Source organism: Geomonas sp. Red276 (assembly GCF_054784495.1).
Genome location: NZ_BLXW01000004.1, coordinates 83,742 through 99,326 on the forward strand (window position 1 = coordinate 83,742; position 15,585 = coordinate 99,326).

Genomic DNA, 15,585 nt, shown 5'->3' on the forward strand with positions numbered 1-15,585 from the left:
GGTAAATCCACGGATGGTGCACTCTACCAGTGTTGTCCAGTCATTGTCAATATAATTATTTTAAAAAAATCGATTGAATTAATACTGTCCCTGAAATGCTATGAGAGAGGCCTCCCGGCTAGTCCAGTGCCAAGTCGCAGGAGGCCTTCCGGTTCGGCTAACTATCCTCAGGTGCTACGGTTTTATCGCGGTGGCGATGACCTTCTCGATGCAGCTTCCGATCTCGTCCTTGCCGTGAATCATTCCCGCCCAGCCGGCAGGTATCCCCTGGAGCCCGAGAAGCGTACCCAGCCACGTCCCGACCATGGCCCCTCTGGCAGTGGCGTCGCCGCCCGCCTGGGACGTCTCCTCGATCGCCTTTCTGAAAGCGTCCCTGTTTCGTAGCGCGCAGTGGAGCGCGGCCGGGAAGGATTGCCGGAGGGGCGATCCTTCCCCGAACTCGGCGGTCACCTCCCGCACCGTGCGGTCAAGCCTGGAGAAGACGGTTTCGATGGCGGCGGCCAACTCCCGGCCTGCCGCACCTTCCCCCGACACCGCCTTGGCCCCCCCCTTCACCGCCTCCCTGAGCTCCTTCCCGTTCAGGAGGTCGCGCGTGATGAGCGCATGACACTTGGCATAGGTGATCGCGCGCTCGTTGTCCTGGCAGACCCGGGTGGCTATCTCCACCACCTTCAGGAGGGACCCCTCCAGGCTGCGGTTGACAACGATGGGAGCGAGCCGGGTAAGGGTGGAAGGGCCGTCGTCGTCGGCCCCTCCCTGGTAGTGGTAGGAGGAACTGCGGCGATGGGCCGTGAAGGTGAGATAGTTATTGATCGTGCCGCGGGCCGCCAGGTCGAGGTCGCCGCGGTATCCCTCGGCTGAAAAGTAGGCCACGAAACGGGGGCCGAAATCGGGGGCCGAGAAGTAGCCGAGGTCGGCGACCGACTGGAGCAGCAGCAGCGCTGCTTCCCCGTAGGGCGAGAGGTCGCCCGGGTGGCGTACATCCGCCTTCACACGCTGGGCGGGTGCTTCGAACGCCTTGACCGTCGCGCGGCAGGCGACATCGCCGATGAATTGCCCCCAAATCGCTCCCCGGCAGCGGTCGGCGAAAGCGGTAGCGGTCATTCCCTTTTCGACATCCATGGCTCTCTCCTTTGCATCGCTTGGCGTTGGTTGGGAAGTGCCGGCCGTCACTTAATAGGGATAACATAGATTGCGTGAGCGGCAAGGGGCATGGGCTCTTCAAAGGCTTTGTGTATGATCTCCAATCGTGGTAACGTAGGGCCAAATAGAAGGATGATCTGTGTCAGGGTAAAAAGGATGTGACTCTGTATGTCCGGTTATGGCCACAAGTTGAGCGAGCACCCCATACTTGAACAGAAGGTCGCCCAATTGAACAGTCTCCGGCGTCGTCTCGCGGAAACCCGTGCGGAGTTGCAGCAGGTACAGGATGAACTGGCAGATATCGAGTCCTTCTATGACCGGACGCTGGGGAAACGGCTGGCCGAACTCCAGTCGATCGAGGCCGAGATAGCGCAACTGGCCCTTGACGGCTCCGACGGCGCTGACGACCTCGATTCCGCGGCGTTGGCCGCCTGCCGTGGGTGGCGTTCCGAGGCCAAGGATATCAAGACCCTCTACCGTGAAGTTGCCAAGACCGTGCACCCCGACCTGGCCGACGCGACAGCCAGCCAGGAGGAGCGGACCGAGCTGATGTCCCGCGCCAACCGGGCCTATGCCGAGGAGGATACCCGGACTTTGGAAGGTATCTTGCGGGAGTGGTGGCGTTCGCGTCCGGGTGCCCTGGAGGAGCTTCGCCGGCTGGATCGGGTGATCGCGGCCGAAAGGGTCGAGCTTGCCGAGATGACCGCCCGCCTCGCGGAGCTGCGGGGAAGCCTCGCGGTCCGGCTGAAGCTCAGGCTCGATGAGGGAGTGGTGAGCGAGAGCCTGCTGGCGGACCTGGTGACCGCGGTCGATCTCAACATCGACCGGGCGCGTCGCAGGCTGGCACGGCTGCGGGGGGGCGAAAAGGCGCCGGGGCCGCAGTCCAGGGCTTCCCGTCCGTGGTCGGGGAAGACGGTGGTTTTTCCTGCCGGGCTTGGCGACGGGCTCGCCTACCTGAGGGAGCGCGGTTCGGTAAATTACAGCAAGTGGAAGAAATGGGGACGCGCCGCGGGGGCTTTGCCGGTCCCGGAAGGGGCGGAGGTGCGGCTCGACATCAACGGCGAAAAGGTGGGGGGATTGCCGTCACTGGAGACGCTGCGTCCCGACGACCTGCAGGCTCTTTATCTCTACGGATTCCGTGATGCCGATCTCACCGCGCTGGCCTTGCTGACCGGGGTGGAGGAGCTCTATCTTTCGGGGGCGGGGCTCACGGACCAGGCGCTGGCCTCCATCAGGCCGCTGGTCAATCTGAAGCGGATCTACCTGTACCAGACGTCGATCTCCGACCGGGGGCTTATGGCCCTGCGGGACTTCCCGCGGCTTACCGGCCTCACCACTTCCGGTAGCAGTATCACCGAGGCCGGGCTGGCAAGGCTCAAACTGGCGGTGCCGGGGGTGAAGACGGTAAGTTTTAGCTGGAACCGGTAACTGGATAGCTGTTTGAAAGGTCGCTGGTCGGACAGGTCGGACAGGTCGGACGAGAGAAGGGGTACTGGCACCTTGACTGGCCAGTACCCCTTTTGCTGCTAGGCGCCGAGGACGCCCGCCAGGTCGGCGATGAGATCCTCCGGGTCCTCCAGTCCCACCGAGAGGCGGACCAGGGTGTCCTTGATGCCGCGCGCCTCCCGTTCGGCGGGGGGCATGGCGGCATGGGACATCTTGGCAGGGTAGGAGAGGATGCTCTCCACGCCGCCGAGACTGACGGCGAAGGCCGCCAGCTTCACACCGGCCACGAGCTTCGCGGCGGTTTCATAGCTGTCGAGCTCGAAGGAGAGGACCGCCCCCGGACCCGACGACTGCGCCCGGTGGGCCTCATAACCCGGGTGCTCCGGAAGGCCCGGATAGTAGATCTTCACCACCTTCTCCTGTTTTTTCAGCCACTCCACGATCCTGATCGCGCCGGCCTGGCTCTCCTCCATCCTCACCTTCAAGGTCCTCAAACCCCTCAAGACCAGCCAGCAGTCCTGCGGCCCCAGCACGGCCCCGAAGGCGTTCTGAACGTACTTGAGCCTCTTGCCGAGCTCGGGATCCCTGGCGACCGCGAAGCCGCAGATGACGTCGGAGTGGCCGTTTAAGAACTTGGTGCCGCTATGGAGCACGATGTCGCAGCCAAGCTCCAGCGGGCGCTGCAGGTAGGGAGTCATGAAGGTGTTGTCGACGGTGGTCAAGAGCCCCTTCTCCTTGGCGAGCGCGGCGGCGGCCTTGAGATCGGTGACCTTTAAAAGGGGATTGGAAGGGGTCTCCAGGTAGAGCGCCTTGGTGCGCGGCGTGACGGCGGCGGCGATGGCCGCGGTGTCGGTCGCGTCGACGAAGGTGGCCTCCAGCCCCCAGTTCTTCATGACCGTGGAGAGGAGCCGGAAGGTCCCGCCGTAGACGTCCTCGCAGACCACCAGGTGATCGCCGGGGGAGAAGATCATGAAGGTGGAGCCGATGGCCGCCATCCCCGAGGCGAAGGCGAGCCCGGTGGTGCCGCCTTCGAGCCCCGCCACCGCTTCCTCGACCGCCTCCCGGGTGGGATTGCCGGAGCGGGCGTAGTCGTAGCGGCCGAACTCGTCCATGGAGCGCTGGGCGAAGGTGGAGCTGTGGTAGATGGGGTGGCTCAGGGAGCCGAACTCCGGGTCGATGGGGCTTTTGCCGTGGATCAGTTCGGTCGCGAACTTCATGCCTGTTCTCCTTCTTCGAATGCCTGCGCCAGGTCGGCGATCAGGTCGTCCTTGTCTTCGATGCCCACCGACAGCCTCAAAAGGAGGTGGTTGATCCCCAGACGGTCCAGGGTCTCCGGCTCGATGTCGGCGTGGGTCTGCACCTGCGGGAAGGTGATCAGGCTCTCGACCCCCCCGAGGCTCTCCGCGAAGGAGATCAACCGGGTGTTCATCAAGAGCCGGTCCACCAGGTGGGGCTCGGTCACCTCGAAGGCGATCATGGCTCCGTAACCGGTGCCGCGCTCCTTCAGTATCTGGTGCCCCGGATGTTCGGGGAGCCCGGGGTAATAAACCTTTCCCACCCGGGGATGGGTGAAGAGCCACTCGGCGATCGCCTGGGCGTTCTCCTGCTGGCGCTCCATCCTCAGTGTCAGGGTCTTCATCCCCCTGATGGTGAGGAAGGAATCCTGCGGCCCGAGCACCGCCCCGATCCCGTTCTGATGGAAGTAGACCCTCTCGGCCAGCTCCGGGTCCTTGACCGCCACCAGCCCGCAGACGGTGTCGTTGTGGCCGGCCAGGTACTTGCTCCCCGAGTAGACGGTGATGTCGGCCCCGAGGTCGAAACAGCGGAGCAGGTACGGGGTCAGGAAGGTGTTGTCCACGATGTGGAGAAGGTGGTGCTTCTTACAGAGTTCGGAAAGCGCGGCGATATCGGCCACCTTCAAAAGGGGGTTGGTGAGCGACTCGACGAAGAGGGCCTTGGTGTTGGGGCGGATGGCCGCTTCCACCGCCGCCAGGTCGCTTGTGTCCACGTAGCTGAAGGTGAGACCGAACTGGAGGAAGGTCTTCTCGAAAAGCCGGTAGCTCCCGCCGTAGAGGTCTTCGGTGACGATCAGGTGGTCACCCTGGCTGAAGAGGAACATGAGGCTCGTGATGGCGGCCATGCCGGAGGCATACGCGAAGCCGCGGCAGCCACCCTCCAGCTGGGCGAGCCCCTCCTCGAGCGCCTGGCGGGTCGGGTTTCCTGATCGGCTGTAGTCGTAGCCGGTGCTCTGACCGAGGCCGGGATGGCGGAAGGTCGCGGTCTGGTAGATCGGCACGGTGACCGAGCCGGTTCTCGATTCCCTCTGCAAGCCGATGTGTGCTGCGGTGGTAGCTGCTTTCATCGTTTTCCTCCAAATGAAAAGTCCCCTTCCGGGGTGTCGGAAGGGGACTCGTAGAGGGTGTCCGCGCTTCCTTATCTTCCGGAACTTCGTTCCGCTGGATTTGGCACCTTCCCCTGGTGGGGAGGTTGCCGCGACGTCGTAGGGCCAGTCCCTCGGTCGCTCTCGATAAGTCATGTCGTGCCGGAGCGGTGGCTCCGTTATGTGTGCTACTAATACTTAGTCAGATCGTTCCTGTCAACAATTTCTTTTGCCATTAATGCTGAATTGGATCGTTTCTGTCAACAATGTTCGCGCGACTTACTCGACCGGATTACCCGGGGAGAAGGAGCCTGCGTCGATGCAGGAAACACCCTCCATGAGTATATATTATCCACCGGTGCTCTCTGTGATCCGTGCCTTACTTTGCAGGAGTTGGTGGGGAAGACATCCGCCGCCACTTTATCCTCACTGATTTACATTGAAACGAAAGAGCGAGCAGCCTGATACCTTCCAGCGCGCCTGCTGTAACTGGGCGCTCAAGGTCGATAGCGGGGGAGGAAAAAGGGTGCTGGCAATTAAATGGGATTTATTAGCTAAAAATAAAAAAATAATTTGACAACCATCATGAACTGCGTCATTAATATCTCATTGTTGAATTATTATGTATGGAGGATACCACATGGCTACTCTCGTTGAAATCGCAGCACAGATTGTGGCATCGCATGCCTCTAGTACACCGATGACCTCTGACCAACTGATCTTCGAGATCAACAAGGTACACAATGCTCTGAAGAATCTGGAAGCAGGGGAGTCTGCTGAAGTACCAGAGGAGTCGGCCAAGAGTAGTACTACGCTGACCGTGAAGGAAGCTTTCCGCAAAGGAGAGATAGCCTGCATGGTATGCGGCAAGGGGGGATTCAAGACGCTGGCTCGTCACCTGAGCAGCTCGCACGGCTTAAAGCCGGGCGAGTACAAGAAGATGTTCGGGATCCCCAGCAAGCAGGCCTTGTCGGCCAAGAACTATTCCGACTCCCGCCGCAAGATGGCGCAGGAGCGGGGGCTGGCCGACAACCTCGCCAAGGCGCGGGAGGTCCGGATGGCCAACATCAAGGCCCGCAAGGCGGCCGCCGTCAAGCCGGTGAAACCGGTCAAGCCGGCCCGTGCTGCTGCCGCGGCCGCCAGGGGAGCCAAGGCCGCTCTCTAGCCGCCCGCCTGCCGCAAAAGCAAAAAAGCCGCCTCCTTACCGGGGGGCGGCTTCTTTCGTTCTTGATGGCGATACCTCTATTTATCGAGGTGGCCGGTCAAGACCAGGGTCACGAAGGCCGCGTAAAAGATCCCCCCGGCCAAGAGGGTGAACGGCGTGAGCTGCTTCTTGAGCCTGATCTGGGCGTAGGCGAGCCCGACCGAGGCGAAGGTGAGGAAAACGGTGATGAGGGCCGCATGGGAGAGCTCCCAGCTGGTCATCAGGATGCCGATGGCGGTGATCACCGAGCTCTGGAAGACCATGGCGCCGGTGATGTTGCCGATGGCGAGGGTGTCCTTTCCCTTCCTGATCCAGATGACGCTGTTGAACTTCTCCGGGAGCTCGGTGGCGATGGGGGCGATGATCATGGCGAGGATGAAGGAGGAGACGCCGATCTCCGCCGAGATCACCTGGACCTTTTCCACGAAGATGTAGGAGCCCCAGACGATCAAGAAGAGCGAGCTCATCACCTGGAAGAGGATGATGGCGAAATGGGGATCGTGGGCCTTGGGGGCGAAGTAGCAGGGATCGAGGTCGGCCTCCTCGACCGGCCCCTCGTTGTTCCCTTTGATGGTCTTCAGGGCGTAGGCGCCGTAACAGACGAAGAGGGTCATGGCGATGAAGACCTTGAGGACGGGATGGTGGAGGAAGGTGCAGGTGACCGCCACGAAATACAGGGCGAGGAAGTACTCGATGTCGCGCCGCATCACCACGGTGTCCACCCGCATGACCGGGTAGTCGCTGCGTCGGGAGCGGTTGAAGATGACCGCCAGGCCGCTTATGAAAAGGGCGAGGGTGCCGAGCATGAAGGGGGCCCCGATGATGGCGCCCACCCCGATGGCGTGGCCGGCCTCCTTGGAGCCGAAGGTGATGGCGATGATCGGGATGAGGGTTTCGGGGAGGGCGGTCCCCACCGCGGCGAAGATGCTTCCGACCGCGCCGTCGGAGAGGTTCATCTTCTTGCCGAACCATTCGAGGCCATTGGTGAAGACGGTGGCGCCGACCAGGATGATGATCAAGGCCACCAGCAGCATGAGGTAGTTCATGTGGTCACTTTCTTGAAAGGGGGAGGGGAGTGCGGCCGGCAGGAAGGGGACTCCCCCGGACCAAGGGCGGGATTGTAGCTCATTAACACTTCGGCCGCAAGGAAAAGGGGATCAGCGGGCTCCGTAGTCGCCCCACTCGACCGCGCCGAGGTGGGAATCGCCCAGGAAGGTGTAGAAGATGCCGAACGTGCCGTTATCCTGGCGGCGGGTCGGGAGGTTGCCGTACTTGGCGACCCTGAGCGCCTCGATGTACTGCAGCCCCAGGCCGTGGCGGCGGAAGATGCGGAAGATGAGGTTGGTGTTGGAACGGACGATGGCCTCGGAGCCTTCGGCGTTGTCGGAGCCGGTGCCGCTCACGAAGTAGCCACGGGCCACGGTTTCCAGCGCCACCCGGTTGGCCATGATGAGCCGCAAGGAGAGCGTCCCCTGCGGGGTCACCCCGTAGTGGTAGTCGCGCTGGCCGTCGGCCCGGGGAGTGACGCCGGCGGCCCCGTAGCCGACCCCGCCCAGGGCGGATCCCTGCAGGGCCACCTCGGGTGCCAGCCAGTTCTGCCAGGTGGTGCCCAGGGAAAGGGCGGTGTTGGAGACCCGGAAGATGGTGGGTGAGAGGTAGTCGTAGCTTCCGTACACCCCCCAGATGCCGCGGGTGTGCTCGCTCGGCTCGTAGCTCTTTCCGTAGAGGAGCCCGCGCAAGAGGACGTTTCCCACCGGGTTGGACTCGCTCGCCTGTCCGGAGATCTGGAAGTCGAAGTAATCGAGGGGACGGGTGTAGGTGTAGCCGGGCTTGCCGGGGAGTCCGTAGGACATGGCGAAATCAAGGGTGGCATCCTGCTCGGCGTCGATCATCGCCCCCAGCCGGAATCGCCAGAAGGTGGCCGGGTCGTTGCTGGGGAAGACCGGTTTGAAGCGGTCGCCGAAGGCGAAGCGGTTGAAGGCGGTGGTGGGAGAGACGATGGCCGCCCCCAACTCGTGGCCGAGATCCGGAGTGGGCCCCTGTTCCTTCAGGATCAGTTGGGACATGCGGAAAAGCGCTTCGCCGAGGAGGCTTCCCGAGTTCCCGGTGGTGACCATGTCGTTGATGGAGGGGCGGCCGGTCTCTCCCCCCATCTTCCAGAGAAAGCTCCCCGCATTGGAGTAGGCCCAGGACTCCCAGAAGCCCAGGCCGCAGGAGCGGGCGAGACCGTACATGGTCGCCCCCTGGTAGGGGTGGGCGAACTGGTTGACGTTGAAGGGGTCCTGGTCGTACTCCCACTCCTGGCGGCTCAGGTGGCGCCAGATGGAATGGAAGTCGGAATAGTAGGTCCGCTCTCCGGTTTCGGACCGGTCGTCCTCATAGGCCACCCGGTCGTACATGTTCAGCAGAAAGAGAAAGGCGGGAACCTCCACGGCGGGGATGAGGTAGCTCTTCCCCTCACCGGTCTCCCAGGAGTGCACCACATCGCCCGCTTCCCGTGGCGCCGGCGCAGAAGCCGTTTCGGCCCCCGAGGCTGCCGGCGGAGTCCCTGCCTCCGCTTTCCTCAGTCCGTCCGGGAGCGGGCGGGCGGGGGAATAGGCCACCGCGGGGCGTATCTCGTCCGATGCCTCCGCGGTCCCGGTGCCGGTAAAGGGAAGAAGCAGCACGATCAGCATGCCGAGGATGAACCGGCGGGATCGGCATGAACCGGAAGCAGGTCTCATAGAGCACTCCGAAAGCGGTTATTGATGGATGCTGAGCAAGATCACCTAACGTTTGGCGGGCCCGGTAGCAGACAGATATAATGGGAACTTTATCATAAAAATTCCGGCTTTCACTCAGGAGGTCGAAATCACGGTGTAATTCCGGTACACTTGAGTAGCGATTCTCTCGGTCACCGTATCTATGCCCGATATCCTCGGCGGTCATGTCATTGAAGGAGCCTTCATGCAGACACTGGTGGACCTCTTTGAAACTTTTGAGCCAAGGGGAGAACAGTGCGCCCTGGTCAACCGGACCGGTGTGCGGCGGCTGGAGATGAGCTACCGGGAGCTGGCCGAGCTTTCCCTGCGGATGGCGGCCCTGCTCGCCCAGCGCGGGGTGGGGGAAGGGGACCGGGTCCTTTTGTGGGGGCCCAACTCCCCGTGGTGGGGGGTGGCCTACTGGGGGATCATCGTGCGGGGGGCGGTGGCGGTGCCGGTCGACTTCATGTCCGACCGCGCCCGGGCCGAGAGCATCGCCAACCTCACCGAAGCGAAGCTCCTGTTGCAGAGCCGGTTCAAGCCGGAACGGATCCCCGTCGGGCAAACCCTTCTTTTGGAAGAGCTCCCCTTTCTCCTGCCGGAAATTCCCCCTGCCACCGCCGTCCACCATCCGGTCCCCGACGACCTGGCCCAGCTGATCTATACCTCCGGAACCACCGGCAACCCCAAGGGGGTGATGCTCACCCACCGCAACCTGGTCGCCAACCTCGTGCAGATCAACCGCCACATCCCGATCATCGACCGGGACTTCACCTTCCTCTCGCTTTTGCCGCTATCCCACATGTTCGAGCAGATGGGGGGCTTCTTCACCCCTCTCTACGAGGGAGCCTCGATCATCTACCTCCGGACCCTGAAGCCCTCGGCCATCATGGAGGCCCTCGGCGAGGAGGACGTCTTCGTCATCATGGCGGTCCCCCGGCTGATGCAGCTCTTGAAGAACTCCATCGAGCGGGAGCTGGCCGAGAAGCACCTGGACGGCGCCTTCCGGTCGCTGGCGCGGTGGGCCCGCCGGCTCCCCCAGCGGGTGAGACGGATGCTCTTTTACCCGGTCCAGCACAAGTTCGGGCGCGACTTCACCCTCTTCGTCTCGGGAGGGGCGGCGCTCGACCCGGAGGTCTTCGGTTTCTGGAGCGACATGGGGTTCATCGTCATCGAGGGGTACGGTCTTACCGAATGCGCGCCGGTCCTCTGCGCGAACACCATCGACCGTCAGGTGGCAGGTGCCGTGGGGCCCGCGCTCCCGGGGATCCAGCTGAAGATCGCCGAGGGGGGGGAGGAGCTTTTGGCCCGCGGCGCCAACGTCTTCCCCGGCTACTACCAAAACGAACGCGCCACCCGGGATGCCTTCACCGGCGACGGATGGTTCCGGACCGGCGACATCGCCGAGATCGACGAGATCGGCTGGGTCCATATCAAGGGGCGGGAAAAGGAGCTCATCGTCACCGGCGCCGGGGTGAACGTCTATCCCGACGAGCTGGAGGGGGTGCTCAACAAGATCCCCGGCGTGAAGGAGTCGTGCGTGATCGGGCTTGACAGGGGAGGGGGGGAAGAGGTACATGCGGTGCTGCTGCTGAGCTCCCCCGACGCGCGGCCGGACGAGATCGTGGCCCGCGCCAACCAGTCGCTGGACTCCCTGCACCAGATCACCGGCTTCACGCTCTGGAAGGAGGCGGAGTTCCCGAAGACCACCACCCTGAAGATAAGGAAGTTCCAGGTCAAGGAGGAGATCCTCAAGGGGGGCAAGGAGGGGCACGGGGCCTCGCGGGACCAGCTGGTGAACCTCCTGGCCCGGGTGACCGGGACCGACGCCGCCGAGATCACCGAGGAATCCCTGCTGGTGGGGGACCTGGGGCTCACCTCCATCGGGAGGCTCGAACTGGTGAACCTCCTGGAACAGGAGTTCCGGATGGACATCGAGGACTCCCAGATAAGTCCCCAGACCCGCGTGGCCGACGTGCGGGAGATCATCGGCAAACGGGAAAAGGTCCGCTCCGACAAGCGGCTCCGCTTCTGGACCAACAGCTGGCCGGTGCGGGCGCTCCGGATGCTGGGGGACGCCTTTTTCATCTATCCCCTCTACAGCATGTTCGCCGACCTGGAGACGGTGGGGGAGGAGAAGCTCGAGAAGATCGACGGGCCGGCAATCTTCATCGCCAACCACCTGAGCTATTTCGACCAGCCGTCGGTCATGTTCGCCCTTCCCGCGGAGATCCGCTACCGCACCGCCTCGGCCGCCTGGGAGGAGTTCTTCTTCGGCCAGTACCACGGCCTCGACAAGCTCTGGAGAAGGTTCTGCTACCAGTACGGGACCATCTTCTTGAACCTCTTCCCGCTGCCGACCATCGGCGGCTTCAGCAGGGCCTTGAGCTTCATGGGTAAGCTCGCCGACCACGGGGTGAACACCCTTATCTTCCCGGAAGGGGCCCATTCCCGGGACGGGAAGATGCACGACTTCCAGCTCGGCCTCGGCGTGATCGTGAAGGAGCTCGGGATCCCGGTGGTGCCCATCAAAATCGAGGGGACCGAGCGGGTGCTCCCACCGGAGGCGCGCTTCCCCAGGCGGGGGAAGGTCACCGTCACCTTCGGCGCCCCCCTCCGCTTCACGGTAGAGGAGCCGCGCGAGATCGTCGAGAAGGCGCAGGCGGCGGTTGCTGAACTGTGAGCAAAGAGTGGCGCCGCGTTCCCCCCTTTGCGAAGGGGGGACTGGGGGGATTTTCAGCCTCCGGTGGCCCGCGTTGCATCCCCATCCTCACCCCAACCCTCCCCTTGAAGGGGAGGGAGAGCTTGGGTGAGCAGATAGGTGCCTAAGAGTGAACGGCAAAGTGTTTAATAGCTGAGAAGAGTGGTAAGAAGAGTGGCCATTCAGAGATCGTTTCAGTTGTGATGGATTATGTGATGATGGAGGGGGCAATCTTGATGGACGAATCTGCAATCTCGCTTTCCTACCGGCGCTATGCCCTGGCGCTTCTTTTGGCGGTCAACCTGCTCAACTACATCGACCGGCAGGTGCTGTTCGCCGTCTTCCCGCTGATCAAGATCGATCTCGCCATCTCCGATACCGCCCTCGGCTTCCTGGGGAGCGCCTTCATGCTGAGTTACATGCTGATCGCCCCGCTCTTCGGCTGGCTGGGGGATCGCAGGAGCCGGGTGAAGCTCGCCGCCGGCGGGCTGGTAGTCTGGAGCCTCGCCACCGCCCTGGCCGGCTTCGCTCCCGGCTACCGCACGCTTTTGGCCGCCCGCGCCACCGTCGGGGTGGGGGAGGCGAGCTTCGGCACCGTGTCGCCCGGGCTGATCGCCGACTTCTTCGACCGGGAGCGGCGGGGGAGGGTGCTTTCCTGGTTCTACCTGGCCATCCCGGTCGGGAGCGCGCTCGGCTACCTGCTGGGGGGGATCCTCGGGGAGCGCCTGGGGTGGCACGCCGCCTTCCTGATGGTGGGCCTCCCCGGCCTCGCCCTCGCCATCCCGATCGCCCTTTTGCGCACCCCTCCGCGCGGGGGGGAGGACGCCGCCCACCGGGAGGGCGCCGGCCAGGACGCCTCCCCCCGGGAGAGCACCGGGCACGAGCAGGCGGTTGCCCCGGCGGAGGGGTACCGCACCTTCATCAAGAACCGCTCCTTCGTCTTCAACACCATCGCCATGGCCACCATGACCTTCGCCATCGGCGGGCTCGCCCAGTGGATACCATCCTTTCTCTACCGCACCCACGCGGTCACCGTTGAAAAGGGGAACACCCTCTTCGGCGCCGCCACCGTCTTGGCCGGCATCCTCGGGACCTTGATCGGTGGGTGGCTGGGGGACCGCTGGCAAAAGCGCACCCCCAAGGGGTACCTCCTGGTCTCGGGGTGGGGATTCCTGGTCGGGACCCCCTTTGCGGCCTGGGCGCTGTTGGCCCGGGACTTAAACGTCTGCATCGCCGCCATTTTCGTCGCCGAGTTCTTCCTCTTTCTCAACACCGGCCCGCTCAACACGGTGATCATCAACGTTACCCATCCGGCCATCCGGGCCATGGCCTTCGCGGTCAACATCTTCTTCATCCATGCGCTGGGGGACGCCATCTCTCCCTCCATCCTGGGGTGGCTCTCCGACCACTGGGGGCTGCGTAACGCGCTCCTCTCCACCCCGCTGGTGATGGCCCTGGCCGGGATCTTCTGTTTCATCTGCGGCCGGTACATCGAAGAGGACATGAAGCGGGCGGAGATGGAACCCTCCTCCTGAAAGGGGAAGCGATGCCACGGGCATTGAAAAGCGAAAAGCGCGCAGGCGTGACTGAGGAGAACCGGCGTTTCTACGAGGCGCTCTGGTCGGGATGCCGTCTCTCCCGTCCGGAGAGCTTCAACACCTGGCCGCTCATCTCCTCGCTGGTCCCCGGCTGCCCCATCCGGCTGGAGGTCGGCCCCGGCCTGCGCCCGCGGCTCCCCCTGAAGGGGACCCATTTCCTCGACCTGAGCGCTACGGTGGTCGACCGGCTCACCAGGGGGGGAGGGTTGGCCACCCGGGGGGACGCCTCCCGGCTCCCCTTTCCCGACGGCTTCTTCGACCTGGTCTGCGCCTTCGACCTCCTCGAGCACCTGGAGGACGACCGGGAGGCCTTGAAGGAGCTTCGCCGGGTGCTTTCCTTCGGCGGCGTCCTGCTGGTCTCGGTCCCGCTCCATGGCTGCCTCTGGAGCGACTTCGACCGGCTGGTCGGCCACGTCCGGCGCTACCACCCGGGCGAACTCTTGGCCCTTTGCGGCGAGAACCGGCTCACCCTGCAGTCGAGCGCCCCCTTCGGCATGGAGGTCGCCCATCCCAAGCTCCTCCGCTTCGGGATGCGCATGCTTTTGACCCGCCCCGAACAGGCCCTCTTCGTCTACAACTGGCTTCTCCTCCCCCTGGCGCTCCTCTTTCAGAAGAGGCTAGCCTTCTCACCCGGTCTTATCGACACCTGCCGCCTTTCCGAGATCGTCCTCTTCCTGCGGGCCAACTGACCCCCTCCACCTTTTCCTTCGGCGGACAAGAAAATCGACCCCATTGATTTGACAGGCAAGGTTAAATACTGTATATAACGTTACCTAATTAAAAAAGGTTATACATGCTTGGTAACGCGCTATCCATCGACATCGAGGACTGGTACCACGGCTGCTGCTCGCGCCCGGTGCCGGCCGAGTTCGCCGGGGAGAGGAGGGTCCGCAGGAACACGGAGCTGATCCTGGAACTCCTCGCCGAGTTCTCCGTTTCGGCCACCTTCTTCGTCCTCGGGTCGGTGGCGGAGGGGGATCCCACCCTGGTCCCCGAGATAGCCGGCGCCGGGCACGAGATCGCCTCCCACGGCTATTCGCACGCCCTGCTTCCCCGGCTGGGGCCCGAGGGTTTCCGCCGGGAGCTCAGGCTGACCGCGGGGATCATCGAGGCCCAGTCGGGGCGCCAGCCGGTCGGCTTCCGAGCCCCGCAGTGGTCGGTGGCCGCCGCCCCCTGGGCCTTCGAGATCCTCTGCGAAGAGGGATACCTCTACGATTCCAGCTCCTCCCCGCTGCCGTTCATCGGGAACCGGCGGGGAAAGGTCCTGCCGCACCTGGTGGAGACCCCGAAGGGGGCCATCCTCGAGTTTCCCCCCCTGGTCACCCCGGCGCCTCTTTTCAACCTTCCCACCGGGGGGGGGTGGGGATTCAGGTTCTTTCCGAGCGCCCTCGTGCGCCGCACGGTCGCCGGGTTCAACGCGGACGGGCATCCGGCGGTCCTTTTTCTCCATCCGCGCGAGCTCGACCCGGAGGGTCCCCGGCTCAGGCTGTCCCCTTGGCGCTCCTTCGTAAGTTACGGGCCCCGCTCCTCGGCAGCCGGCATGCTGCGCGAACTGCTGGCCGCCTTTCCGTTCACCACCTTGAGGGAACTGGCAACCACATGGCGACCTGCATAGTCATACCGGCCTTCGACGCCGCCGGGACCATCCTCGGGGTTGCCCGCGAGGCGCTCAGGACCGGTTTGCCGGTGCTGGTGGTCGACGACGGCTCCCGGGACGGCACCGCCGAAAAGCTCTCCGGGCTCCCGCTGTCGGTCATCTCGCTGGGGGAAAACCGCGGCAAGGGGGCCGCGCTCAAGGCCGGTTTCCGCTGGGCGCTCGCCAACCGCTTCGACGGGGTGATCACCGTCGATGCCGACGGCCAGCACGACGTGGCCGCCGCCCCCTTGCTTGCCCGGGCCGGCCGCGACGACGGGTTCCACATCCTGATCGCCTCGCGTGAGTCGCAGTTCAAGCAGATGGCCGGGCTTCGCAGCGGCTGGAACCGGTTCGGGGTCTGGTGCGTGCAGAAGCGGACCGGCTTCGCGATCGACGACTGCCAGTCGGGCTTCCGCTACTACTCGGGGGCACTGCTGCGCCAGCTCAAGCTGGAAGGGCAGGGGTACGACCTGGAGATGGAGGTCCTCCTCAAGGCCTGGCGCGGCGGGCTCAAGGTCGGCACGCTGCCGGTGCCCCCCCGGGTGGCCGACGGCCGCCCCACCAGTCATTACCGTCCCATCCGTGACACCTGGAAGATCTGCATGACATTTCTTCGCTACATGTAGGCTTCGGGGAGTCACCACTTAGACATAAGGAAGGGGCCTGAGAGTGTGATATTCACGCCGGCTGTCATTGATAGGATAAAAATATCTCAAAATAGTGCTTGCATAGTATT

At 63.8% G+C, this 15,585-nt stretch carries 12 protein-coding genes and 1 riboswitch; of the genes, 7 read left to right on the forward strand and 5 right to left on the reverse strand.

The window, feature by feature from the left end; genetic code table 11:
* Nucleotides 1–174: 174 nt before the first annotated feature.
* Nucleotides 175–1,122 carry an ADP-ribosylglycohydrolase family protein gene (locus ACYVL5_RS04540; protein WP_460594367.1) on the reverse strand — a complete coding sequence of 316 codons (948 nt, stop codon included), beginning with the start codon at nt 1,120–1,122 and terminating at the stop codon, nt 175–177.
* A gap of 249 nt (nt 1,123–1,371) precedes the next feature.
* Here ACYVL5_RS04540 and ACYVL5_RS04545 point away from each other — a divergent pair, with 249 nt between their 5' ends.
* Nucleotides 1,372–2,571: a molecular chaperone DnaJ gene (locus ACYVL5_RS04545; protein WP_460594368.1), complete on the forward strand. Its 1,200-nt coding sequence runs from the start codon at nt 1,372–1,374 to the stop codon at nt 2,569–2,571.
* A 98-nt stretch (nt 2,572–2,669) separates the two neighbouring features.
* Here ACYVL5_RS04545 and ACYVL5_RS04550 read toward each other — a convergent pair whose 3' ends face one another.
* Nucleotides 2,670–3,806, reverse strand: a complete 1,137-nt coding sequence (locus ACYVL5_RS04550) for a trans-sulfuration enzyme family protein (protein WP_460594369.1) — start codon at nt 3,804–3,806, stop codon at nt 2,670–2,672.
* Nucleotides 3,803–4,951, reverse strand: coding sequence for a trans-sulfuration enzyme family protein (locus tag ACYVL5_RS04555; protein ID WP_460594370.1), 1,149 nt, complete (start codon nt 4,949–4,951; stop codon nt 3,803–3,805). The genes ACYVL5_RS04550 and ACYVL5_RS04555 overlap by 4 nt, the downstream gene beginning before the upstream one ends.
* Before the next feature lie 68 nt (nt 4,952–5,019).
* Nucleotides 5,020–5,123, reverse strand: a riboswitch (SAM riboswitch).
* 486 nt (nt 5,124–5,609) lie between these two features.
* Here ACYVL5_RS04555 and ACYVL5_RS04560 point away from each other — a divergent pair.
* Nucleotides 5,610–6,134 (forward strand): Ros/MucR family transcriptional regulator, encoded by a 525-nt coding sequence (locus tag ACYVL5_RS04560; RefSeq protein WP_460594371.1) that lies wholly within the window; start codon nt 5,610–5,612, stop codon nt 6,132–6,134.
* A 77-nt stretch (nt 6,135–6,211) separates the two neighbouring features.
* On the opposite strand, the gene ACYVL5_RS04565 is transcribed toward ACYVL5_RS04560, so the two are convergent.
* Nucleotides 6,212–7,219 (reverse strand): sodium:calcium antiporter, encoded by a 1,008-nt coding sequence (locus tag ACYVL5_RS04565; protein WP_460594372.1) that lies wholly within the window; start codon nt 7,217–7,219, stop codon nt 6,212–6,214.
* Between the two features lie 111 nt (nt 7,220–7,330).
* On the reverse strand, nt 7,331–8,896 hold the full coding sequence (locus ACYVL5_RS04570) for a DUF3943 domain-containing protein (RefSeq protein WP_460594373.1): 1,566 nt from the start codon (nt 8,894–8,896) through the stop codon (nt 7,331–7,333).
* 223 nt (nt 8,897–9,119) lie between these two features.
* Between ACYVL5_RS04570 and ACYVL5_RS04575 the strand changes: the two genes are divergently transcribed.
* The 5 genes from ACYVL5_RS04575 (at nt 9,120) to ACYVL5_RS04595 (ending at nt 15,475) form a co-directional block, all read left to right on the forward strand.
* Nucleotides 9,120–11,597, forward strand: coding sequence for an AMP-binding protein (locus ACYVL5_RS04575; RefSeq protein ID WP_460594374.1), 2,478 nt, complete (start codon nt 9,120–9,122; stop codon nt 11,595–11,597).
* Between the two features lie 254 nt (nt 11,598–11,851).
* Nucleotides 11,852–13,150, forward strand: a complete 1,299-nt coding sequence (locus ACYVL5_RS04580) for a spinster family MFS transporter (protein WP_460594375.1) — start codon at nt 11,852–11,854, stop codon at nt 13,148–13,150.
* 11 nt (nt 13,151–13,161) lie between these two features.
* A complete protein-coding gene (locus ACYVL5_RS04585; RefSeq protein WP_460594376.1) occupies nt 13,162–13,902 on the forward strand; it encodes a class I SAM-dependent methyltransferase in 741 nt (246 codons plus the stop codon).
* Between the two features lie 104 nt (nt 13,903–14,006).
* Entirely contained in the window at nt 14,007–14,828 is an 822-nt protein-coding gene (locus ACYVL5_RS04590; RefSeq protein WP_460594377.1) for a polysaccharide deacetylase family protein, read from the forward strand.
* Nucleotides 14,813–15,475, forward strand: a complete 663-nt coding sequence (locus ACYVL5_RS04595) for a glycosyltransferase family 2 protein (protein ID WP_460594378.1) — start codon at nt 14,813–14,815, stop codon at nt 15,473–15,475. The genes ACYVL5_RS04590 and ACYVL5_RS04595 overlap by 16 nt, the downstream gene beginning before the upstream one ends.
* The last annotated feature ends 110 nt before the right edge of the window (nt 15,476–15,585 follow it).

Excerpts from the sequence above, each read along its gene's own strand:
- ACYVL5_RS04540 (WP_460594367.1), bottom strand. The coding sequence starts at position 1,122 with ATGGATGTCGAAAAGGGAATGACCGCTACCGCTTTCGCCGACCGCTGC.
- ACYVL5_RS04550 (WP_460594369.1), bottom strand. The coding sequence starts at position 3,806 with ATGAAGTTCGCGACCGAACTGATCCACGGCAAAAGCCCCATCGACCCG.
- ACYVL5_RS04555 (WP_460594370.1), bottom strand. The coding sequence starts at position 4,951 with ATGAAAGCAGCTACCACCGCAGCACACATCGGCTTGCAGAGGGAATCG.
- ACYVL5_RS04560 (WP_460594371.1), top strand. The coding sequence starts at position 5,610 with ATGGCTACTCTCGTTGAAATCGCAGCACAGATTGTGGCATCGCATGCC.
- ACYVL5_RS04565 (WP_460594372.1), bottom strand. The coding sequence starts at position 7,219 with ATGAACTACCTCATGCTGCTGGTGGCCTTGATCATCATCCTGGTCGGC.
- ACYVL5_RS04570 (WP_460594373.1), bottom strand. The coding sequence starts at position 8,896 with ATGAGACCTGCTTCCGGTTCATGCCGATCCCGCCGGTTCATCCTCGGC.
- ACYVL5_RS04575 (WP_460594374.1), top strand. The coding sequence starts at position 9,120 with ATGCAGACACTGGTGGACCTCTTTGAAACTTTTGAGCCAAGGGGAGAA.
- ACYVL5_RS04580 (WP_460594375.1), top strand. The coding sequence starts at position 11,852 with ATGGACGAATCTGCAATCTCGCTTTCCTACCGGCGCTATGCCCTGGCG.
- ACYVL5_RS04585 (WP_460594376.1), top strand. The coding sequence starts at position 13,162 with ATGCCACGGGCATTGAAAAGCGAAAAGCGCGCAGGCGTGACTGAGGAG.
- ACYVL5_RS04590 (WP_460594377.1), top strand. The coding sequence starts at position 14,007 with ATGCTTGGTAACGCGCTATCCATCGACATCGAGGACTGGTACCACGGC.
- ACYVL5_RS04595 (WP_460594378.1), top strand. The coding sequence starts at position 14,813 with ATGGCGACCTGCATAGTCATACCGGCCTTCGACGCCGCCGGGACCATC.